20 protein-coding genes are annotated in these 20,846 nt (G+C 43.9%); 9 read left to right on the top strand and 11 right to left on the bottom strand.

All coding sequences use genetic code 11. From position 1 onward, the window contains the following. Window positions 1-2: 2 nt before the first annotated feature. The 6 genes from R8G66_35090 to R8G66_35065 all read right to left on the bottom strand — a co-directional run bounded on the left by R8G66_35090 (window position 3) and on the right by R8G66_35065 (window position 5,425). Window positions 3-830, bottom strand: a complete 828-nt coding sequence (locus R8G66_35090; protein ID MDW3197645.1) for a universal stress protein — start codon at window positions 828-830, stop codon at window positions 3-5. 62 nt (window positions 831-892) lie between these two features. After that, complete coding sequence (locus tag R8G66_35085) at window positions 893-1,477, bottom strand: DUF5698 domain-containing protein (GenBank protein MDW3197644.1); 585 nt, start codon at window positions 1,475-1,477, stop codon at window positions 893-895. A gap of 100 nt (window positions 1,478-1,577) precedes the next feature. Beyond that, on the bottom strand, window positions 1,578-2,255 hold the full coding sequence (locus R8G66_35080; protein MDW3197643.1) for a hypothetical protein: 678 nt from the start codon (window positions 2,253-2,255) through the stop codon (window positions 1,578-1,580). 134 nt (window positions 2,256-2,389) lie between these two features. Next, window positions 2,390-3,247, bottom strand: coding sequence for a universal stress protein (locus R8G66_35075; GenBank protein ID MDW3197642.1), 858 nt, complete (start codon window positions 3,245-3,247; stop codon window positions 2,390-2,392). 4 nt (window positions 3,248-3,251) lie between these two features. Further along, window positions 3,252-4,574: a hemolysin family protein gene (locus R8G66_35070; GenBank protein ID MDW3197641.1), complete on the bottom strand. Its 1,323-nt coding sequence runs from the start codon at window positions 4,572-4,574 to the stop codon at window positions 3,252-3,254. 2 nt (window positions 4,575-4,576) lie between these two features. Continuing rightward, window positions 4,577-5,425, bottom strand: a complete 849-nt coding sequence (locus tag R8G66_35065) for a universal stress protein (GenBank protein MDW3197640.1) — start codon at window positions 5,423-5,425, stop codon at window positions 4,577-4,579. Window positions 5,426-5,566: 141 nt separating this feature from the next. Between R8G66_35065 and corA the strand changes: the two genes are divergently transcribed. The 4 genes from corA to R8G66_35045 all read left to right on the top strand — a co-directional run bounded on the left by corA (window position 5,567) and on the right by R8G66_35045 (window position 8,566). Beyond that, complete coding sequence (corA, locus tag R8G66_35060; GenBank protein ID MDW3197639.1) at window positions 5,567-6,694, top strand: magnesium/cobalt transporter CorA; 1,128 nt, start codon at window positions 5,567-5,569, stop codon at window positions 6,692-6,694. A gap of 69 nt (window positions 6,695-6,763) precedes the next feature. Beyond that, on the top strand, window positions 6,764-7,264 hold the full coding sequence (locus R8G66_35055; protein MDW3197638.1) for a PepSY-like domain-containing protein: 501 nt from the start codon (window positions 6,764-6,766) through the stop codon (window positions 7,262-7,264). 184 nt (window positions 7,265-7,448) lie between these two features. After that, window positions 7,449-7,871 (top strand): DUF2141 domain-containing protein, encoded by a 423-nt coding sequence (locus R8G66_35050; protein ID MDW3197637.1) that lies wholly within the window; start codon window positions 7,449-7,451, stop codon window positions 7,869-7,871. 68 nt (window positions 7,872-7,939) lie between these two features. Continuing rightward, a complete protein-coding gene (locus R8G66_35045; GenBank protein ID MDW3197636.1) occupies window positions 7,940-8,566 on the top strand; it encodes a MarC family protein in 627 nt (208 codons plus the stop codon). Window positions 8,567-8,610: 44 nt separating this feature from the next. On the opposite strand, the gene R8G66_35040 is transcribed toward R8G66_35045, so the two are convergent. The 5 genes from R8G66_35040 to R8G66_35020 form a co-directional block, all read right to left on the bottom strand. Continuing rightward, complete coding sequence (locus R8G66_35040; GenBank protein MDW3197635.1) at window positions 8,611-9,243, bottom strand: JAB domain-containing protein; 633 nt, start codon at window positions 9,241-9,243, stop codon at window positions 8,611-8,613. A gap of 75 nt (window positions 9,244-9,318) precedes the next feature. After that, window positions 9,319-10,032, bottom strand: a complete 714-nt coding sequence (locus R8G66_35035; protein ID MDW3197634.1) for a hypothetical protein — start codon at window positions 10,030-10,032, stop codon at window positions 9,319-9,321. Next, window positions 10,032-12,971 carry an N-6 DNA methylase gene (locus R8G66_35030; protein MDW3197633.1) on the bottom strand — a complete coding sequence of 980 codons (2,940 nt, stop codon included), beginning with the start codon at window positions 12,969-12,971 and terminating at the stop codon, window positions 10,032-10,034. Before R8G66_35030 ends, R8G66_35035 begins: the two co-directional genes overlap by 1 nt. A gap of 159 nt (window positions 12,972-13,130) precedes the next feature. Next, window positions 13,131-13,442: a divalent cation tolerance protein CutA gene (gene cutA / locus R8G66_35025; protein MDW3197632.1), complete on the bottom strand. Its 312-nt coding sequence runs from the start codon at window positions 13,440-13,442 to the stop codon at window positions 13,131-13,133. Window positions 13,443-13,563: 121 nt separating this feature from the next. Continuing rightward, window positions 13,564-13,998: an Hsp20/alpha crystallin family protein gene (locus R8G66_35020; protein MDW3197631.1), complete on the bottom strand. Its 435-nt coding sequence runs from the start codon at window positions 13,996-13,998 to the stop codon at window positions 13,564-13,566. A 255-nt stretch (window positions 13,999-14,253) separates the two neighbouring features. Between R8G66_35020 and R8G66_35015 the strand changes: the two genes are divergently transcribed. The 5 genes from R8G66_35015 to R8G66_34995 all read left to right on the top strand — a co-directional run bounded on the left by R8G66_35015 (window position 14,254) and on the right by R8G66_34995 (window position 20,845). Continuing rightward, window positions 14,254-14,565, top strand: a complete 312-nt coding sequence (locus R8G66_35015; GenBank protein MDW3197630.1) for a co-chaperone GroES — start codon at window positions 14,254-14,256, stop codon at window positions 14,563-14,565. A gap of 7 nt (window positions 14,566-14,572) precedes the next feature. After that, window positions 14,573-16,195 carry a chaperonin GroEL gene (gene groL / locus R8G66_35010; protein ID MDW3197629.1) on the top strand — a complete coding sequence of 541 codons (1,623 nt, stop codon included), beginning with the start codon at window positions 14,573-14,575 and terminating at the stop codon, window positions 16,193-16,195. 188 nt (window positions 16,196-16,383) lie between these two features. After that, entirely contained in the window at window positions 16,384-17,442 is a 1,059-nt protein-coding gene (locus tag R8G66_35005; GenBank protein ID MDW3197628.1) for a pyridoxal-phosphate dependent enzyme, read from the top strand. Continuing rightward, window positions 17,439-18,497, top strand: a complete 1,059-nt coding sequence (locus R8G66_35000; GenBank protein MDW3197627.1) for a DUF1611 domain-containing protein — start codon at window positions 17,439-17,441, stop codon at window positions 18,495-18,497. The genes R8G66_35005 and R8G66_35000 overlap by 4 nt, the downstream gene beginning before the upstream one ends. Further along, complete coding sequence (locus R8G66_34995; protein ID MDW3197626.1) at window positions 18,494-20,845, top strand: creatininase family protein; 2,352 nt, start codon at window positions 18,494-18,496, stop codon at window positions 20,843-20,845. Before R8G66_35000 ends, R8G66_34995 begins: the two co-directional genes overlap by 4 nt. Window position 20,846: the final 1 nt, after the last annotated feature.

The following is a 20,846-nucleotide window of genomic DNA, read 5'->3' as shown; positions in this document are numbered from 1 at the left end:
ATTTACAAGATCAAAACGGGCAGGCTAGAGAAGTCCATGACCTTTTCAGCCAGATCTTCACCAACGATCCATCTTCGAAATGTCGAGCGATGTTTGTCTCCGATCACAATCATATCCGCTTTAGATTTTGTTGCCTGATAGATCAGACCATCTGCAGGGTTTTTGAAGTTGATAGAAGTAAAATCACAATTCTTCAGAGCAGGGAGCTGCTGGAGATCTCTTACTCGTTCGTCAAAGACGTCCTGACTCATAAAATCTGAGGGTGTATTGATCCTCACCAGTTCCAGCGAACCCTTAGATAACGCTCTTATGGTTTGGATGTGTCGTTGAAGTTCATTATCTTTTAATCGTAAGGCACTACCCATTAGTATATTCTCAACCATAGCAAAGTCCATGTTGCCTTTGGTGACCAATACGGGTGACGAGGCTTTATGAACAAGCTTATCGGTAAAGGTCCCAAATAAGTAATCACCAATTGTAGCTCCTTTGCTGATTCCAACAACCATCAAATCAAAATCACCATCTTTTTCGAATTGTAAAATGGTTTTCAACACCGGCCCGGTTTGCACCTCGGCAGTAACTTCTTTAGCATAAGATTGTCGTTCCAAAAGACTTGAAATCCTTTCTTCGGCAATCTTCTCCATTCGGAAGATCATTTCTTCCAGGCTTTCGTCACTACCATATTCAACGCGCGGGCCGTCCAGCATTGGAAAGTCCATCACATGAAGCAAGGTCACTTTTCCCTGGTTTTTCACCGCGATCTGATGGGCAAGGCTGAGCGCCAACACCGAGTTATCGCTAAAGTCGACAGGAACCAATATCTTTTTCATGGCTAATATTTTACTATTTAGAAGGGTAGGTGCTCAAAAGTCACACGTACTATGACACTTTTTTATGCAGAAGCCAGTTTGCGATCTCGCAAGCGGAAAAGCCCCAGCTTACTAAGGTTATCCTCCGATGCATATCGGATGTCCTGTACAGAGTAGAAGGCACCTGGATAAGTCCGTTCAATGGTATCCACAACCAGTTGCGCCCTTTTCCGGTTGACAATGGCCAACATCAGGTATGTCTTTTGGATCTGATCGTGAGCAACTCCTTCCATTTGTGTTGACTGGATATCCAACATCATCAATTGATCCGCTAGCAGGCTAAGGCCTTGTGTAGAGATAACTCGGACCAGTACAATGCCTTTCACCAGTTTCTCCTGGATCATCAACCCGATAAAGTTTCCGGCAGCAAAACCGCCTGCGTAGAAAAAGTAATAGTAGAAGTTGTTAAGGTTTTGCATTACCTGCTTCACAGCTAGTAGCCAGATCATGACCTGAAAGAAGCCCAACAAGTCAGCTACCCAGCGGTTGTTTTGATTGACATTAATGATTCGGATCGTATCAAGACTGACATCACATACCCGAGCGAAGAAGATGAAAAATGGGACTAATATCCACTCCGTAAATTCTGCTTGTGTCAAGGCCAGCATGTTTTTATGATTCTGACGTAAAACCCTCAGAAAGTCACCATTTTGCTACCCATCACAACAAAAAAGGCGGGGGTACCGCCTTCTTGTAAGTTATCCGTTCTTAGTGCTCTTGAAACTCCTCCGCATCTATTCGTTGCTCACGGTGAGCTTTCAATGATTTATTCACTTTTTTGATGATAGCACTTGTCCGCTTCCAAAGAGCCGGATTAGAACGTTCGGCATCTTTCAATGCTGTTTTCAATGCTTGTATCTCATCTTTTTCCTCATCACTGAGTTCAAACCCCTGGTATTGAGAGGCATGATCGATACGAATGAGCGCACGAGTCAACCTTTCCAGTCCTTCCTGGCTGTCTCCTCCAAGCCAATAGAATTCCTCCACGACTCGCAAATGATAGGTGGCCAGAGATCTATCGACACTCGCAAAGGTCGTATACAATTTAGCGACATCATCAATGTTGCCATCAGCGACATCATCTCGCAGTTGACCCAATTCCGTTTCCAGATAGTCCAGGATTTCAGAATATCGAAGGTCTCCTTCCATCTGAAGACCATCGATGAATGTGATCGCATCATCCACCAGTTCCGCGGCTTCAGTCAGGTTACCTTCCGTAAATCGCTCCATGGCCCCCTGAAAATACATATCTGGTTTTTCAAGTTCCATCAAAATATCAATTTCCTTATCAGGATCAAGTTTTGTTCCGTCATTACATCCGGAAATGACCAGGGCGAATGCCAATCCTACCAGGACCAACATCCATGAAAGTCTAGTTTTCATCATTTCAATTTTCATTGAGACGTAAAACTTTCAGGAAGTCACTTTACTTCACCAATGTGTACCGTTATCCCAGGTCACATTAAAATTTCGAGCATTTTAAAAGTCGGTTTTACTCAGCCCCTTGATGACACGATACATCAAATATCGATAGTAATAACTTTATCTGCCCGGACATTCAAAACAGGGATCGGACATTTCCCCATGATCTTCTTCGCCTTTGGGGAAACCCATAGATCAGACCATTTGAATCCGGGTCGGCTCATGATCACCACCAGGTCCGCTTTCCTTTCCCGACTATATTGAAGTATGCTGTCGGCCAAAGGCCGGTGGGCAACGGGTAGTACCTCCAGGTCAAAACCCTGAGCCACCAGTTCTTCCTTTGCTTCTTCGAGTTGTTTACTTAACTCCGCATGATCTTCCTGATGTTCAGAAGCTGAAATCAAGTGCAGTCGAGCTTTAAACTGCCGCGCTATGACCATGGCCAATGGTACCTTATATAGGCTACCTTCTGACAAATCCAGAGGCAGCAATATATTTTGTAGTTTATCTCCTGTTGAAGGCTCAGTAAATGTGAAAACCGGACATGGCGCATCCAATACTACTTTGTAAGCCGTTGTGTCCATTAGAAAGGGCTCCCAGTGGCCACTTTCCGGTTGCCCATGGTGCCTCATCACAATAAAATCAACCTCTTCTTTTCGGGCAAAGTCCAAAATGTGTCGGTAGAGCGGCCCTTCTAAACCTCTTACTTGCAGGTCTAATTTTTTCACTTCAGGGTAGCTTTTCCTGATTTCGCGAAGTGTTGGCCTCAACTGTTCAGAGACCATCAGATCCAGCTCCTTTTTGAACTGGGTCTTGGAATGAAACTGCTTGGGGTCTGCCAAATGAAGCGCCGTTACCGTGGCTCCAAATGAGGCGGCGAGCATGCCAGCAAATTCCAGTGCGCGTATAGATCTTAAGTTATGATCAAAAGGGACCAGTATCTTTTTTATCTCCATCTTTTCAATGATTATCAAGTTCCTGCACAGGTACGATCATCCGCACTTTAGTAATCCGACGATCCTTCACGGCCACCATCTCCATTACAATGCCTTCTTCCAGTTTTACTTTCTTTCCTACTGCCAGTTGTCTTCCACTGATCTCAATGAGGAAACCAGAAAGTGTATCTGCTTCATGGGGGATCAGTTCTATGTCTAGTTTTTCATTAAGATGAATAATGGACATATCCCCATCTACCAGGTAGGTACCATCGGATTCTTTGACGATCTTTGCACTCTCCGCATCAAACTCATCCTGCACGGCACCAACCAGCTCCTCCAGTACATTTTCTAAAGTCACGATCCCGATGACAGTGCCATACTCATCTTCGACAAAGGCCATATGTTGTCGGGTTCGGCGAAAATCCTGCAATAATGTATTGATGGGCAATGTTTCAGGTACATAGACCGGTGTACGTGCCAGTTTCTTTAACTTTTCATCAGTCACTTCCTCCTGACCAAGGAGGTCCTTGATGTGGACTACCCCTTTGATTTCATCGAGCGACCCCACGCACAATGGAAAACGCGTATGCTTTGTTTTCCTGGCGAGTTGCAGGTTTTCTTTATAAGAACGCTGAAGGTCAAAGAATTCTACCTCGCCACGCGGAACCATGATCTGCCGGGTGATCTGATCGTCAAACCTAAAGGCTGCATCCAATAGTTGATGTTCATTCTTGGTCAGATCACCTTGATTGTATGCGATGCTGAGAGAGGCCCTGATCTCTTCCTCCGTTAAAGCAGATTCATGTTCATTCGAACTTTCAATACCTACCGTCGCTAAAAGTTTCGCTGTAACCCAATCCAGTACCCACATGAAAGGATAGAATAACATGTAGAAGAACTTCAGAGGCCAGGCTGACCAACCGACCACCGCTACGGGTTTTCGGATAGCATAGATCTTAGGAAACTGTTCACCCATGACAATATGTAAGGCGGTGATGGCAGAAAAAGCAACCGCAAAGGCTATTCCATGCTGCAAGCCCTCAGTAGTAATGCCGATGGCCTCGAGTACGGGTTTCATCAAATGTGCCAGTGCGGGTTCACCAATCCAGCCCAGGGCCAGTGAAGCCATCGTGATCCCCATTTGACAGGCAGATAGCGCCATGCTCTGTCGTTTATACAGCCATAGTGCCACAGACGCAAAGGGATTATTATCCTTTTGCATCATCTTGATCTTGCTCTTGTTCACTTTGACCAGCGCAAACTCAGCCGCCACAAAGAATCCGTTCAAAATGATCAATACTCCAGTGATTATCAGATTAAAAGTATCAGCCGCGTATCCAGTCATGATTATTGCAGGTTAGTTCGATAGGTAAGTACGGGGCGAAAAGTATGTTCGGTCACTTCATCGGCTAGAGAGCCACCACTGATCAAGCGGCGAAAACCACTTTGTTCATGTACGCCCATAGCAATCAGGTCAGCTTGTTTACCATCGGCGAAATAGACAATGCCGTACTCCCTATCCTCATGGTTATATATATTGAGTGTGTAGTTCTTCAATTGATAATGTTGGACAAGCTGCTCCATTCGTCTTTGTGTGTCGATATCGTTGTGAAAGTTTTTAGGAGTATTCACCATCACCAGATGCAGTTGCGCATCGAATAGATCCTGAAGCCTCATCAATAAATTCATCATGGGTTTGTTGTCTGCTTCCAGGTCGGTGGCATAGACGATATTTTGGAAACTTCCCTCATCAATCACCTCCTTCACAGTGATCACCGGGCAAGGAGCTGTCCGTACCAGTTTATCCGTGATGGAGCCCAGGAAAAACTCCTCAGCATCCATGAACCCTTTGGCACCAACAATAATAATATCCGCCTTGAGGTGCTCAACCATCTCTTTGATCTCACAATAGGGATCTCCTACTTTGATATAACTAAGGATTTGATGATCATGCCCCTCATTCAAAGCTTTCAGGTTTTGAAGCTCCTCTGTCAACTTCTCAACGAGTTGAACAATGTAAACATCATCCAGTGTGCTCCCCAGGTTCTCTCCCATACTTGAATATTGACCAGATACAGGTTCCACCACATGAACTATATGAATCACACCCCTGGTCCCCGAGGCGATCCGCTTAGCCAACCTCAGGGCATTATATGATTTAATAGAGAAGTCCGTTGGGACGATGATATTGTGCATAATTCAGGTGAGTTTTTCTCTTTAGGACGTACACTTCATCATTGGTCACATGTGACCTCATAGTATTTCATCGTCTTATTCAAAAGACTGTCTTGGTGACTCAAGACCACTATCAATACTTCGAGAAATAATCCAAAAAACATGAATCCCCTGGACCTGACAAGACCTGACAAATTGATCCTGAAAGGTTTGAAAACCCTTGGGAGCCTGAGCTCCGTGCTCTACGCCGACCAAAAAACAGAAGCCAAGGCAAAAGCCGAATTGACCTTCATTGGAGAGAAAAAACTGGATCAGGTTAGGAGTCAATTGTTCACTTACAATGAGACCGAGCAGAACCGAAAGGAAAAAATTCGAACTTTCAACTTCCTCAATAATCCAGAACCGGATAAGTTCTACTGGCTCAATTTCTATGGCATTCACGACGTGAAATTGTTACAAAAATTGAGTGAAAAAGCAGGACTACATCGCCTCACTTTACGGCAGATCCTGGACACGACACAGCGGCCAAAAGTAGAGGCATACGAAAATTACTTGTTCTTTAGTGTTAAATCCATCATCAAGGAAGATTCCGGAAACCTGAATATCGAACAGCTCTCTTTTGTTCTGGGAGAACAATACGTCATTTCCTTCCAGGAGGAAGAAGGAGACCACTTCGAGGGCATCAGAAGCAAACTAAAAGAAGGCGTAGGCTTCATCCGTAAGAAAAAGTCCGACTACTTGTTGAGCCAGTTGCTGGACGCCATTTTGGATAACTATTTTGAGACCCTGGATAAGATGAACAAGGAGATAAGCCACATGGAACCTGTCATCATCAATGCGCCCCACAAGGGCCTTCTGATCCAGCTAGAAGCACACAAACGATCTGCGTTTCTACTGAAGAAATCCCTGGTTCCATTCAAAGAGGCTTTGACGCAGATCAACGGCCACAAACCCAGGTTGATTGAGGAGGAAAACTTGCGACTCTTCAGTTATTTAGGCAACTCTGCGATCGCGGCACTGGAGGAGGCTGATACCATATTAAAAACGCTGGAAGGGCTTACCAACATCTATTTCGCCTCCTTAAGTCAGAAAATGAATGAAGCCATGCGCGTGCTGACTACCGTGGCAACGATATTCATCCCGCTTACATTCATTGCAGGGATCTATGGGATGAATTTCAAAAACATGCCCGAACTGGATTATCAATATGGTTATCACATAGCCTGGGGAGTCATGATATGCCTCGCCGTGGGCATGGCGGCCTACTTCAGAAGAAAAAAGTGGGTTTGATGAAAAAATACTCGATTCACCGTGTGACCTTTTCATTTTCGTTCGTCTCAAGTACATAATTAATCTGAGATGAAAGCTCAAAAATCAATTTTCTTGTTCATTCTCGCGATAGTCGCCATTATATGGACAGCCAGTGCTAAAGAGATTACCCCTAATGCCAAAATCAAAACTGCGTTCGAAAAGAAATTTTCGAACACAAGGAATGTGGTCTGGGAGAAAGGCACTGATGGAGATTTCCTTGCTTCATTCGATACAGAAGATGGAGAGGTAGAAGCCGCATTCGCAAAAGATGGCTCCTGGTTGTACACGAAAACAGAGATCTGGCATGAAACATTGCCAGAAGTCATTCAGGAATACCTGGAGGAAGAATATGCAGATGCCATGATCATGTCCACAATGACCTATGAAGACCCGGCCACTACACTGGAATACATTCTGACTCTTTCCATAGAAGAAGAGTTGGAAGTAGAAGAGGAAGATTGGGAGCAGGAGGTTCCGGAACCAACTTATCTGAAACTTACATTCGACGAACAAGGAGAGTTCCTTTCTGAGGAAACCATTGATTCGTAACCTTTGAGCTGAGTTGTTTGACTGCCCCCGAACGGGGGCTTTCTGCCAAACAAAGGCAACCTATTGAAACCCTTTGCCGCAGTGCACCCACTGTCCTGTTAGGCTTGTTCGTCGGAGGACCAACAAGGGCACAGGAGTTTCTTCACAAGATTATCTCAACAATTACTTACCCCTAACAAAACACATGCTTTATCTGACTTTATGCTCATTGCTGAGCATGTTACCAATGCCTGCCGAGAATCCAACACTCACAATCGAGTTTGAGAACATTCGTTTCTCCGAAGGCCAACTACTCATTGGTATTTATCAGGATGAAGCCAGCTGGAAAAAGAGAAAGCCTGCCCGTGAATTCACGACTTCCAAAGCCGAACTTCAAAATGGCAAGATGATACTACACCTCACAGATCTTCCGGCAGGTAGCTACGGCCTGGCAGTGTTGGATGATAGCAATGGTAATGAGATTGTGGACATGGGTTTTGTTTTCCCGAAAGAAGGCTTTGGCTTCTCCAACTACGTTCACAACACCCTGAGCCTGCCGCAGTTCAAAAATTTTGTATTCGACCTGAAAGAATCCTACACAGTAAAAGTAAAATTCCGATACCTGTAAGAAGGGAATTTTTATCTGAAGAAGAAATTAATCCGCAATAAGTTTATTCCTTCCACCATCCAGTAATTATGATAGAATCATTCTTAGGGGCATTCAGTGCCCTCTTTTCGGTAGCGAATCCACTTGGTGCCATCCCTGTTTTCCTGATGCTCAGCGAAGACGCTACTCATGCAGAAAGGAAACAACAAGCTCTGAAAATCGCATTCTTCATGATCCTGATCCTGGTTAGTTTCTTCTTCGCCGGAAACCTCATTCTGAGCTTCTTTGGCATCGAGATCGATCACGTGCGCATAGCAGGAGGTATCTTGATCTGTATCTCAGCCATGAACTTGCTTGGTAAAGACGCTTACAAAGGAAAACCCATGGCGAAAGAGGTACAGGAAGAAGGCAGGCACAAAGAAGACATCACTTTCACACCCATGGCTATGCCTCTACTATCTGGACCGGGATCCATCGCTCTCATGATCAGTATGTACGGCCCCACCAGTAAGACGGGCTTCATCGGGATCATAGGGATTTTGCTGGCAGTGGTACTGGTAGCAGGAGTTACCGCCCTCATACTCATTTTCTCCGCCAGACTGAATAAGTTTCTGGGTAAAGGCGGGATGGCCGCCCTTTCCCGGATGATGGGTTTCATCACTTTGTCTATTGGTATCAGTATGATCCTGAGTGGGTTGGTTGCAGTGTTCAGGTGATCCTGAGTGGGTTAGCTTGATATGTAAATTGAATCCTCTTAAGCTTAAGAAGCAGACTTTCGCCTTACTCGCAATGCCTTGACATCTTCCAAACTCAAGCCAGTAATTCGAGCAATTTGTTCGACAGGCTGACCCTCTCGTTTCATCTCCTTAGCTATTTTGATCGTATTCCTTTCTTCAGCCTGTTCCGTCAATTCCTTTTTCACTTTCTCCATCTGAACATAAGGAGGGACATATTTCCTACTCAGCTCCAGCTTGTCCATCAAGTCCACATCTTTGAAGCTTAGAAAAGATTTTCGGGTAATGATTAGGTGATCATATACAGGCGTATTCACGATCTTCCCAACCTGAATCAGGCGATCTGTAAGGTCTTTATCAGCATCAGAGGGCTTGAGTTCTCCTGAGGGGTGATTGTGTACTAGAATGATCCTAACCGCCCGCTTTTGCAGTGCCACGCTGAACACTTCCATAGGTTCTACCAGTGTCTTGTTCACCGTTCCCAAACTGATCAGTTCAATGAACAATAGCTTTTGATTGTTAGCCAAACCAACTACCCAGAAGTGCTCTTTATCTCGATCAATCTTATCCTCTCGCAATAATATACTCACCATGATCTCAAAAAGATCATCGGCATTCAGGATCTTAACACTGTGGTCTTCGGGAAGTTCTATGGTCATGGGCTGGAGTGATATGTTATGACGAAACTAGGAGATTGTATACTAATTTTCCAATTGATTTAAGGTGGTAATTGCCTATTCCTCTTCTGCTAGAGCAATCCAAAAATGAAATAGTCTAATCTTATCGGGCGGTTCTTCTGTATTCTTCTGGTGATCAGATTGGAATCTGGCAAGTGGTCCTGAATAGCTCGGCGTTTTGATTAATTTATCTTCCTCTTTCCATTCACCGCTGGTATTCGCAATGAGCTCCCCAATCCAATCATTTATTTTGATATACCAATATTCGAAATCTTCCTTTTGGACATACGCGATAATGGCAGAGTATTCTAAATCGCTACCATGGATTCTTTTCTTAAATCTCTCAATTCCACCATTCTCTTTCTCTTGACCAATCACATATTCTCTTTGTCGATTATGTCCTGGTGTCGGAAGCCGTTTTGCTTCTATCGCAAAGAATGATTCCCACTCTTGATAACTATAATCCCCAACTCCCATATTCTCGTTTTGGGACATGGTACCCAGATCGGCTCGAGCACTCTGTCCGGTTGTATGGTCCTGAAGCTTCTCAGGTTGAAAGAAAAATGGATATTCGGAAGCCTGACGATTAAAATAAGTACACAATTTATCCGTCAAGGAACTTTCACTGGTTGTAATTTCTCCTCTAACTTTTTCGGCAAATCGGGGAAAATATTGATCAATAAAGTGCACAACGGCATGGATAGAAGCATCTACTTCTAATCCTTTGGAGATTTCTCCATTACCGATATTTTTCACACCATCTGCTAACATCAGTATCCTTGTTTCCTCAAATCAGTAAAAGTCTCATCTGCATCGCGCAGTGCGATGGATTGAAGCCAATACCTAAGCTTCTTGGGTTTGATAAGGTAGATTACATTGGAATTGTACATCCTTACTATCCGGGTGAGCCTTAAATTGGTATTTAGACTTTTCCTAACTAATTCCTGTAAGTGTTGTTCTGTAACTGTGGTGTTTGAAAAATCAATTTGTGGTGATTTCTCTCCAAAATAAAAAGGGCAACAGATAAAGGAATTCGTTTCAAAATGTTCGTAAGGTCTGATTGTAGGATAAATTTTACTTAAAATCTTACAATAAATATCTTGGAATTTGTGTAGGTCTGTTAAATCCGCGTCTTGGGTTAAAATTTTTGAAGTTTCTCCTTTCCTTCTGAATTCAAGTAGGAATTTCCAAAAATCATTGATTAGAATGTTTTCGAACTCGCTCAATAAAAAGTCTTGGCCTTCATCTGGAATCCGAAAATTATCAAGATCTTTCTTCAAAAATGCAGAGGATCTATTAATCATGAATTCTGAACTTGTTCCAGCAAAATAGAATAAGTTCACTTTAGAATTGGACAGTACTTCATAAAGTCTTCTTAATTCTTGCTTCGATTCCTCAGGAGCATGTATTCCAACAATACGGTGTTTGAAACTGAGATCATCAGTACAAAAGGCCATAGGAACACTCATATCTACTACTGCCTCCTTTATTAGAATATGTGGAGCTTCGTATACATTCTTTTTACCTTTACTGTGAAAATATTTTGTTGGCGAGTGATCCTGCAAAAGTTCTCTTTTGATGCCATCGTTAGTAAGAGCTTCAGTGGGTAAAAATCTCTTATTCGAAATAAATGGAGCACTTAGTTTCTTTTCGAATTTTCGAAACTCATCTTCATCATCACCATTACTTAATCGTTTCAATTTTTCAATATCTCTACTAGTTGCTGCAGTAAAGCCTTCACTCGCAACCCATCCTCTTGAAACTCTTTCCGATAAATACTCTTTTAACGATTTACTCTTAGATAGTCTATTTATCAGATGATGTACTCTTGCCCCACCAATAAAGTTTGATTTCCAAATTAGAGAATCATCCAATGCTAATTGTCTTGGAATGTAGTGGAAATCATAGCTATCCAGTTCGAAAAATAATTTCTCCTTATGCGGCTTTGTTCTCCTAACAGTAACATGTAACAAATTTTCCGATGAAGGTGATTGATTCTGAAGAAAGATCGCTGCTGTACCAACATCTCCCTTCTTCCCAAATAGGATTCGATTGATATGGGTAAAATCAATAATCTGTGGTACATGATAACTTTCCAATAGTAGTCTTCTGAACTTAACGGATGTATTGTTGTAAAGTAATGGACCAGTTGGTTGAATTTGACAGATCAGACCTCCCTTTTTACAATGCTTCAGTGATTGCTCAAGAAAAAGAAGGGAAATCTGATTGCCTGGTAATTTGACGAAATCTGATTTCTTCTGAAAAGTGCTATTCCTGTCGATGAAGGCTTTATTGTCTACTAGTTTAGCAGCATGAGTTAGTTCCTCTTCAAACGGAGGGTTTCCAATGATTAAATCAAAATCCTCAGGAATTCTATCAGTACCTAAAACTCTAAAGAAATCATCGTAAATGATATTATCCTCTCTAAGGTTGTCAAATTGAAGTTCTTCCCAAATTTGTAGTGGGGTTAACTCGTCACAAAGTGCAAGGCTTAAACTGAAAATCGTTAAATCAGCCGCGTCTTCATTTAATTCTACACCAAAGATGTTCTTCTTTAAAAGTTTTTTTAGTGTACTAAGTGATGGGTTTTCCCAATTGTTATTTGCTCTCCATCTGTGTATTAATCTCCTAAAAGCCCCTACCAGAAATACTCCAGAGCCGCAAGCCGGGTCTAAAATCTTGAAATCGGTGACATCTGATTGCAAGGGCATGGCTTCATCCAGAAGAAAATTCACCAAAAATGGAGGTGTATAAACCACGCCTGGTTGCTTTCCTAAAAACTCTTCATAGATATTGCTGATCAATTCGACAGGTAAATCGTTGAAAGAATACAATTTCCACAAAACCCTTTGCATTCCCTCAGCCTTGCCTTCTAAAAACAACCCAAACCTAGAGAGATCAGCCTGAGAAAGAATCTGACGTATTTTGTCATCTACTTGAAATATTCCTCCGTTGAAGTGTTTCGCTAAATAGTCTAACAACTTTAAATAGGCTCCTCGAACAGCAAATACATCCGTAAAATTCTGACCATTCGAAACAAAACGCGCGAAGAATTCCTCAGGGAATACTTTTCTTCCCTCGTTATCTTCTCTTTCTTCGAGATACCTTATTAGAATAGAAGTTACCATGACTTTTCTGGCCACAGTCGCGGGTAACATCTTTGATTTTATAATATCCCGAAGAGCTTGTTTGAGTTCAGTCAGTAGTTTCTCATAAGCGCTATTACTGAACTTAAAATAACTACTGTATTTAGACTCTTCCCAGAATGTTCCATTATCAAAATATCGCGCAGAAAAGGCCTCATATTCTTTTTGTGTCTTCTTATGAACGGCCTTAGAGAGTTCGGAAGCAAACGCGATGGTTTTAAGAGGCTTGTATACTAACTGATCTCCCTTCGAAGGACTATCGAAGCAATTAAAAATCCGTACATCCTTCTTAGTGAAGACAAAGAACATTGGAACTAAAGCTGCACTATAGAGTTGGCGATGAAGATTGATTAATTCATGCTCACTCTCAATTTTAGTGGTGAAATCGTAAATGAAAACCTGCGGAATAGAAGGGCGATTTTCAAACTTCCGAAAGTAAACAAAATCAGCTTTGTACTTCCTCGCACTTTCAACTGAGATGAATTCGTCGACAGAAAGGGATTCCAGAGAGCTAGATTCCTGAACAGCCACAAGACCGGAAGCAAGTGTTCCTTCTTCCAGCATCTCAAAATTTGCAAGTCCCTGTTCAAGTGTGACGTTCATTCTAAGGAGCTAAAATACTAAAAATATTAGCATTTTTTACTAATTAAATTAGCTTTGACAAGTCCAAAGGTATTCATTGAGCACCCATTTCGCAATTAAGATTTAACGCTTACTAAAAATTCAAACCTCTATCAATCGCTTCCTTAGCAGTTTTTCATGATGAAGGTCCATGTTCACAATGGGCATGGCGTAGATGGCCGGTAGCTCCGCGCCGTACAGCTCTTTCAGTAACCGCTCGATGGTACTAAACAGGAGCACTTTACTTCGGCAAATGATAAGACTGGAAGCCACAGCTTCTGGTTCGCTTTTCCCTGTTAGAAAGGAAGTGGCATCCACTACGGTCACTCCGGTGATCAGCCGTTTTTTAGTCAGTAAGGGGATAATTTCGTCCACCTGCTCTTTGCGATAAGTCGTGATGTGTAAGAGGATCATAGTCGGAGAGTTCCGTGGTATACATTGTTGTTCAAATGGATAAGGAGCAGGATAACAATCCGGTGGCCAGATTTCATGGTTGATCTGACGCACCGGACGCTCCACTCACTACAATCTCACACTATGAGATCTTAATGGCTTTGGCTTCGGCTTTTTGTGCTTCAGCTTTCTTCTGCAAGTTGATATGCAGGATACCCTCTTTGTAAGAAGCATCGATTTTCTCCGCATTCACGGATTCAGGAAGCGTGAAAGCCCGCTTGAAGGATGTGAAGCTAAACTCCTTTCGAGTGTACTTCTTTTCCTTTTTCTCCTCTTCTTTTTTCTTTTCACAAGAGATCGTCAATACACGATGATCCAGGTTCAGTTTAAAATCATCCTTCTCCATTCCGGGAGCAGCCACCTCTATCTTGTATTGATCTTTCTCCTCGCTCACGTTTACTGCAGGGACGTTGTTGCCTACAAAGGCAGGGGTCATAAAGTCATCTTTGAAGAAGTCATCAAAGAAGTTTCCGAAAACTGAAGGGAACAAATCCCCTCTTTTTGTTAACAGGTTCATTTCTTTTCAAATTTTCATTTGGACGAACATCATATAGAAAGTCACAGGACACAGTAAAATATTTTTTCTATTGGAATCTTTCATAAATCATGAAGAAAGAGAGTGACTTATTGCCAATTGCCCGTCTAATCATCATGAGATTAGGAAAAGGATGAACGGGGCGGCCACATGCGACATGGGACGGCCCGGTTCATTGCCTAAACTACAGGTCCGTAGGACCGAAAGAGATTACTTATCAAATAGGTTAATCACAAAATGTCAACAATAAATTTCAAACCATTGGCAGATCGGGTTCTGGTGGAGCCTGTTCCTGCCGAAGAGATGACCAGCTCAGGGATCATCATACCTGATACCGCTAAGGAAAACCCGCAGCAAGGTCAGGTTGTCGCCGTAGGGCCAGGGACCAAAGACAACAAAATGACGCTTTGTAAGGAAGATGTCGTGTTGTACGGAAAGTATGCTGGTACGGAAATACAACTACAAGGAAAAGCATACCTGATCATGAAAGTGACAGATGTCTACGGCGTGATCAGTGCGGAGGAAGTATTGGAGGAAAGTCTAGTCTGATAAGAACATGGCGAAAGAAATAGTTTTTGATGTCACCGCTCGTGACAAGATGAAAAGAGGTGTCGACGTACTTGCCAACACCGTAAAAGTGACACTAGGTCCCAGAGGCAGAAATGTCCTGATTCAAAAGAAGTTCGGTGCCCCTGCGGTAACAAAAGATGGTGTATCCGTTGCCAAAGAGATTGAACTGAAAGACCGGATAGAAAACATGGGTGCCCAGTTGCTCAAGGAAGTAGCTTCAAAAACAGCCGATGATGCCGGGGACGGCACGACTACTGCGACAGTTTTAGCTCAGTCCATTTTCTCGCATGGATTGAAAAACGTGGCAGCGGGAGCCAACCCAATGGACCTGAAAAGAGGGATCGATCAGGCTGTAGCCACAGTGATCGAAGATCTGAAACAGCAGTCAAAGGCCATCCAGAATACCAGAGAAATCGCACAGGTTGCCACCATTTCGGCGAATCACAATGAGTCCATAGGCGAAATGATCGCGGATGCAATGGCCAAAGTAGGCCAGGATGGTGTGATCACTGTAGAAGAGGCCAAAGGCACTGAAACAGAAGTGACCATCGTGGAGGGTATGCAGTTTGACCGAGGTTACCTGTCCCCATATTTCGTCACTGACACAGAAAAAATGGAAGCGGTGCTCGAAGATGCATTCATCCTCATCTTCGAGAAGAAGATATCTTCGATGAAGGACCTGTTGCCAATTCTTGAAAAAGCTGTGCAAACAGGAAAACCACTTCTGATCATTGCGGAAGATATTGATGGCGAAGCATTGGCTACACTGGTCGTAAACAGGATCAGAGGCACATTGAAAGTAGCGGCTGTAAAGGCTCCAGGTTTTGGTGACCGACGCAAGGCCATGCTGGAGGATATTGCCATACTCTCCGGAGGTGTGGTCATCTCCGAAGAACAGGGATACAAGCTCGAAAATGCGACATTGGACCATCTTGGACGAGCTGAAAAAGTGATCATAGATAAGGACAATACCATACTGGTCAACGGGAATGGTCAAAAAAGCAGCATTAAGGAGAGGATCAATCAGGTCCGGGTTCAAATAGAGAACACCACCTCCGACTATGACAAAGAAAAGCTTCAGGAGCGACTTGCCAGATTATCCGGGGGTGTGGCTGTGTTGAAAGTAGGCGCTGCCACCGAAATTGAGATGAAGGAGAAAAAGGACCTGGTGGATGATGCTCTGCATGCCACTCGTGCGGCTGTGGAGGAAGGCACGGTCTCAGGCGGTGGAGTCGCCTACATTCGTGCTATTCAGGCGCTGGATAAGCTTACCGGAGCAAACGAAGATCAGAACACGGGTATCAATATTGTTCGTGCGGCCCTGGAAGCCCCGCTTCGATGCATAGTGGAAAATGCCGGACTGGAAAGCTCAATAGTGGTCCGGAAAGTCAGAGATGGACAGGCAGACTTTGGTTATGATGCGAGGGAAGGCAAATATGTCCATATGATTGAAACAGGGATCATTGACCCTACGAAAGTGACTCGTCTGGCCTTGCAAAATGCAGCTTCTATCGCCTCATTGTTGCTGACTACTGCGTGTGTGGTTACGGACCTGCCTGAAAAAGCGACCCGAAGTGGACTCCCGGATATGGGAATGGGCGATTACTAGAATTAAACAACCCGCATACAAATAAAAGTCCTGTCTCATTCGGCAGGACTTTTTGCTTGGTCGACCATGAACTGCGCTTGACCCAGATAGAAAATCTTCGTAAGTATCCTGTGACTTTCCTGTCCCTTCACGTCTAATCCTCACAAGAATCGCGACCATCAGACCTTGATCGTCACATATACGTAAAAATGAAACATTTAAATCCGGCACCCACGTCCAATACCATTTCACCCGAATCCAAAAAGTTGAGTGAAATGGTGCAGGATCGGACCCTGTCTCTGGTAGATCGGGTAGAATGCTACGAAGACATCATCAACATAGAGGTAGGCGACACCTCTTTATCACGAGCCCGCAACCTTGAACGAGAGGCAGGAATCAGGCAGCTCTACTTGAAATTCGAAGGAGGCAATCCCACCGGAACACAAAAGGATCGCATTGCATTTGCACAATGCCTGGATGCCCTTAGACGGGGCTACGATTCCATTGCTGTTGCTACTTGTGGCAATTATGGTGCTTCAGTGGCATTAGCAGCGAGTCTGGCTGGACTTAAATGCATCATTCACATCCCCAAAAACTATCATACCGAGCGCATCGCCGAAATGGAAAATTTCAGCGCTGAAGTGCATCGGATCGCCGGATCTTATGAGGATACCGTACGGATTTCAAGTGAAATGGCTGCCAGTCATGAATGGTACGATGCCAACCCCGGAGGTGCCAATACACCCCTGCAGATCATGGCTTATGCCGAGATCGCCAATGAGATCTATGATCAGTTGCGGGATGCCCCAAAAATCGTGGCGGTCCCTGTATCCAATGGAACCCTACTCGCCGGTATTTACCGGGGCTTTGTCAGTCTGTATAAACGCGGAAAGACTTCAAGAATACCCCTGATGATAGCAGCATCATCCACCAGAAAGAATCCAATTGTTCAATCCTTCAAAAAAGGACTCCAAAACTGCGTGGACCTTGTTCCTGAAAAGATCAAAGAAACAGCCGTAAACGAGCCCCTGATCAACTGGCATAGCTTCGATGGAGAAGAAGCTTTATATGCAGTCCGGCAATCAAAAGGAAATGCATTCAACATCAGCGATGAGAAAATGCTGAAGACGTCCAGGCTCCTTAAAGAAAAAGAAGGCCTCCATGTACTTGCCGCTTCTACGGCGGGATTAGTGGCCCTTTTACAAGCAGATCAGGAAAACGAATTCGAATCCGATCGCTACGTGGCGATCCTTACCAGTAGAAAATGAGAAAAGCAATAGATGGCAATGCGATCGTGTACTGCGAAGGCGCATTCAATACACCCAATGGCAAGACAGCTCATGGATTAGTCAGATTTACAGAGCGCTATGAGGTACTTGGGGTGATAGATTCAAACTACGCAGGTCAAGATGCAGGAGAAGTATTGGACGGTAAGAAAAATGGTATCCCCATATTCGGCAGCCTCCGGGAGGCACTTAAGTTGCTGGGTGACATTCAGTACTTTGTGATGGGCCTTGCCCCTGATGGCGGAAGACTTCCCTTTCACGCAAGACAGGACGTATTGGAAGCCATAGAAAACAAATTAAATGTGGATTCGGGGCTTCACGACTTTATGTACAAAGATCCTGGCCTGGTAAACCTGGCCAAAGCCAACGGCTGCACGCTTCGAGACATTCGGAAAACTCCTGAGAGAGATGAGTTGCATTTTTTCACGGGTAAAATTGAAGAGGTCAGTTGCCTCAAGTTAACGGTACTGGGCACCGACTCAGCTGTCGGTAAGCGGACTACAGCCTGGATCATCGTTCATGGATTAAGGGCTGCAGGCAAGAAGGCTGAAATGATCGGTACAGGCCAAACAGGCTGGATGCAGGGCGCTAAATATGCGATGGTCATGGATTCCCTGATCAACGATTTTGTGAGTGGTGAAATTGAACATGCCGTGCATGAGGCCTGGAGAAATGAGGATCCGGATGCTATTGTCATTGAGGGTCAGGGTAGCCTGATGAATCCGGCGTATCCTGGTGGATTCGAAATCCTGGCTGCAGGAAGGCCCGACTTTGTCATTTTGCAACATGCTCCACGTCGATTAGAGTACGACGGATTCCCTGGTTATCCGATTCAGCCCATCAAAGAGCAGATGGCTGCCATTGAAATGATCTCCGGGAAAAAAGTCCTTGCCATTACCTTGAATCATGAAGGTATGGAATCCAATGAGATCGCAAGTGAATGTCAAAAACTGGAAGACGAAACTGGACTATTGTGTACTGATGTACTTCATGAGGGTCCCGAAAAATTGGTCAATTTAGTCATGCAGCAACTATGAGGCCAGCAACAGCAACTCTGAAGGTTACCAACCTCAAAGATTTCGTAGTACTCAAAGAACTACGTGTAGGGCCAGTAACCATAGAATCCAAACGGATCAAAGTACCTTACACAGTTACCAAAGCCAACGCTGAAGTAGCGACTAACGAACTCATTTACACCTATTCGGAGAGGGTATTTGATGTTAACAGCTACGCCAGCGTAAACCTTGCCTCAATGATGGCAGTACAGGTGGCCATGAACTACGGGTTGTTTTGTGAAAGGCTTGTTTTCGATGGAATCTTTGATGAATCAGATCAACGATTCATTCGGGATATGACCGAAAACACCTCCAGGGAGATCTATGTCAACAAATTGCTCATGCCCAATGAATTCCTCAAACCAGAATTCACGCACCTGCAAGCCCTGAAACAAAAGCGATACACGGTAGCTAATTTGCTTTTCATCAATACCGAGTACACACAATTGACTGGGGATTGGCATTGGACCGAAACAGACAGAGAGCAGTTTGCCATTCTTAGCAGTGGCGGAAAAGATAGTCTACTCACCTATGGCCTCATCAAGGACATGGGTTACCAGGGCCATCCGGTTTTTATCAATGAATCAGGCAGACATTGGTTCACCGCCATCAATGCGTATAAATACCTGGAAGAAAATGAGTCCAACACGGCCAGAGTGTGGTGCAACAGTGACCGCATTTTCAATTGGATGCTTCGTCAGATGCCTTTCATACGAGAGAATTTTGCCGACATCAGGGCCGACATCTATCCGGTGAGGCTATGGACAGTTGCAGTATTTCTTTTTGGTGTATTGCCCATCGCTCGAAAACGTAGAGTGGGCAATATCCTTATTGGAGATGAGTACGACACCACCTTGAAACTTAACCATCAAGGGATCACCCATTATGGCGGGTTGTATGACCAAAGCAAATACTTTGACAATGCCCTGAGCCGGCACTACCTTAAAAAAGGATGGGGCCTTCATCAGTATTCCGTTTTGAGAAGCATGTCCGAATTGCTAATACTCAAAGCACTTGTAAAACGGTACCCACAACTTCAAGCTCAGCAGGTCTCCTGTCACGCAGCGCATGAAAAAGAAGGGCGAATTTACCCCTGTGGCAACTGTGAGAAATGTCGCCGGATTGTCGCAATGCTCTCCGTACTAGAAGAGGATGCAGGCAGGTGCGGGTATTCAAGTGAACAGATAGCGAAGGGCCTAAAAAGTCTTGAATCCAAACAAGTAAAACAATTGGGTCAGGATGCGGCACATCTCTTTCACCTGCTATTGGATAAAAAGATACTTGAAGAAAATGCGCATACCCGAAAGTTAGGAAAGTCCCATCCTCATATTATGAAACTTCGCTTTGATCAGGAACGAAGCACAATAAAAGATCTTCCGAAATTCATCCGAAAACCACTCTTCAAAAGCTTGCTTTTACACAGCGACGGAGCTGCAATTTTCAAAGATCGAAAATGGACTGAATTTGACTTAATGAACAGTGAGATGCTTGATGTACCTTATCCTTTTGAAATAGAGAAAAAGCCAGCTTTATCCAAAGCACCTATTTCGGACCAATTTCGATGGGAAAAACTGACCTGGCCAGAGATAGAAGAAAAATTAAAGGTTGTCGATACCGCCATTTTACCCTGTGGTGCAATAGAGCAGCATGGGCCGCATCTTCCAGTCGATATTGACTATTACGATGCGGTTTATCTGGCGGATAGAGTAGCTGCGGCATGCAGCGAACCAAAGCCATTTGTGCTGCCACCAATACCATTCGGCGTTTCTTATCATCATGAAGACTTCAAAGGGACGCTCAGTGTCACTAATGATGCACTTTCCAGGTTTGTCTATGACATTGGAATGGGACTTGCAAAAAATGGGATCAAGAAACTCATCATTCTCAATGGCCACGGTGATAATGCCCCTACGTTAAGTTATGCGGCACAAATGATCAATCGCGATGCTGAGATCTTTGTTTGCGTTGATACGGGAGAAACCAGTGACATTGATCTTTACGACCTCATTGAAACCAAGAATGACATCCATGCCGGAGAAATTGAAACCAGTACTACGATGGCCATTCGTCCGGAAGTCGTACAAATGGATAAGGCCGTGAATGAAACCCTCTCATTTGGAAGTGATTATCTGGATTATACATCGGATCGGGGAGTGGCCTGGTATGTCCAAACCAGTAAGATCTCAGATTCCGGAATTATGGGTGACCCTACGAAAGCATCTGCTGAAAAAGGGAAGAAAATGTGGGAAATTATGGTAGCTCATCTGGTCAAGTTTGTGGAAGAAATCAAAAAAGCCTCTTTGGCGGACTTATACCAAAAACGCTACTGAT

The sequence above is a fragment of the Cytophagales bacterium genome, from assembly GCA_033344775.1.
GTDB lineage: Bacteria > Bacteroidota > Bacteroidia > Cytophagales > Cyclobacteriaceae > JAWPMT01.
The sequence above is the reverse complement of the archived record's forward strand: the minus strand, read 5'-3'. Positions and strand labels throughout refer to the sequence as shown.

Coding starts and splice junctions, on each gene's coding strand:
- corA (MDW3197639.1), top strand. CDS start 5,567: ATGAATCCCCTGGACCTGACAAGACCTGACAAATTGATCCTGAAAGGT.
- R8G66_35055 (MDW3197638.1), top strand. CDS start 6,764: ATGAAAGCTCAAAAATCAATTTTCTTGTTCATTCTCGCGATAGTCGCC.
- R8G66_35035 (MDW3197634.1), bottom strand. CDS start 10,032: ATGTTAGCAGATGGTGTGAAAAATATCGGTAATGGAGAAATCTCCAAA.
- R8G66_35000 (MDW3197627.1), top strand. CDS start 17,439: ATGAGAAAAGCAATAGATGGCAATGCGATCGTGTACTGCGAAGGCGCA.
- R8G66_35030 (MDW3197633.1), bottom strand. CDS start 12,971: ATGCTGGAAGAAGGAACACTTGCTTCCGGTCTTGTGGCTGTTCAGGAA.
- R8G66_35085 (MDW3197644.1), bottom strand. CDS start 1,477: ATGCTGGCCTTGACACAAGCAGAATTTACGGAGTGGATATTAGTCCCA.
- R8G66_35020 (MDW3197631.1), bottom strand. CDS start 13,998: ATGAACCTGTTAACAAAAAGAGGGGATTTGTTCCCTTCAGTTTTCGGA.
- R8G66_35040 (MDW3197635.1), bottom strand. CDS start 9,243: ATGACCATAGAACTTCCCGAAGACCACAGTGTTAAGATCCTGAATGCC.
- cutA (MDW3197632.1), bottom strand. CDS start 13,442: ATGATCCTCTTACACATCACGACTTATCGCAAAGAGCAGGTGGACGAA.
- R8G66_35080 (MDW3197643.1), bottom strand. CDS start 2,255: ATGATGAAAACTAGACTTTCATGGATGTTGGTCCTGGTAGGATTGGCA.
- groL (MDW3197629.1), top strand. CDS start 14,573: ATGGCGAAAGAAATAGTTTTTGATGTCACCGCTCGTGACAAGATGAAA.
- R8G66_35045 (MDW3197636.1), top strand. CDS start 7,940: ATGATAGAATCATTCTTAGGGGCATTCAGTGCCCTCTTTTCGGTAGCG.
- R8G66_35050 (MDW3197637.1), top strand. CDS start 7,449: ATGCTTTATCTGACTTTATGCTCATTGCTGAGCATGTTACCAATGCCT.
- R8G66_35005 (MDW3197628.1), top strand. CDS start 16,384: ATGAAACATTTAAATCCGGCACCCACGTCCAATACCATTTCACCCGAA.
- R8G66_35075 (MDW3197642.1), bottom strand. CDS start 3,247: ATGGAGATAAAAAAGATACTGGTCCCTTTTGATCATAACTTAAGATCT.
- R8G66_35065 (MDW3197640.1), bottom strand. CDS start 5,425: ATGCACAATATCATCGTCCCAACGGACTTCTCTATTAAATCATATAAT.
- R8G66_35070 (MDW3197641.1), bottom strand. CDS start 4,574: ATGACTGGATACGCGGCTGATACTTTTAATCTGATAATCACTGGAGTA.
- R8G66_35015 (MDW3197630.1), top strand. CDS start 14,254: ATGTCAACAATAAATTTCAAACCATTGGCAGATCGGGTTCTGGTGGAG.
- R8G66_34995 (MDW3197626.1), top strand. CDS start 18,494: ATGAGGCCAGCAACAGCAACTCTGAAGGTTACCAACCTCAAAGATTTC.
- R8G66_35090 (MDW3197645.1), bottom strand. CDS start 830: ATGAAAAAGATATTGGTTCCTGTCGACTTTAGCGATAACTCGGTGTTG.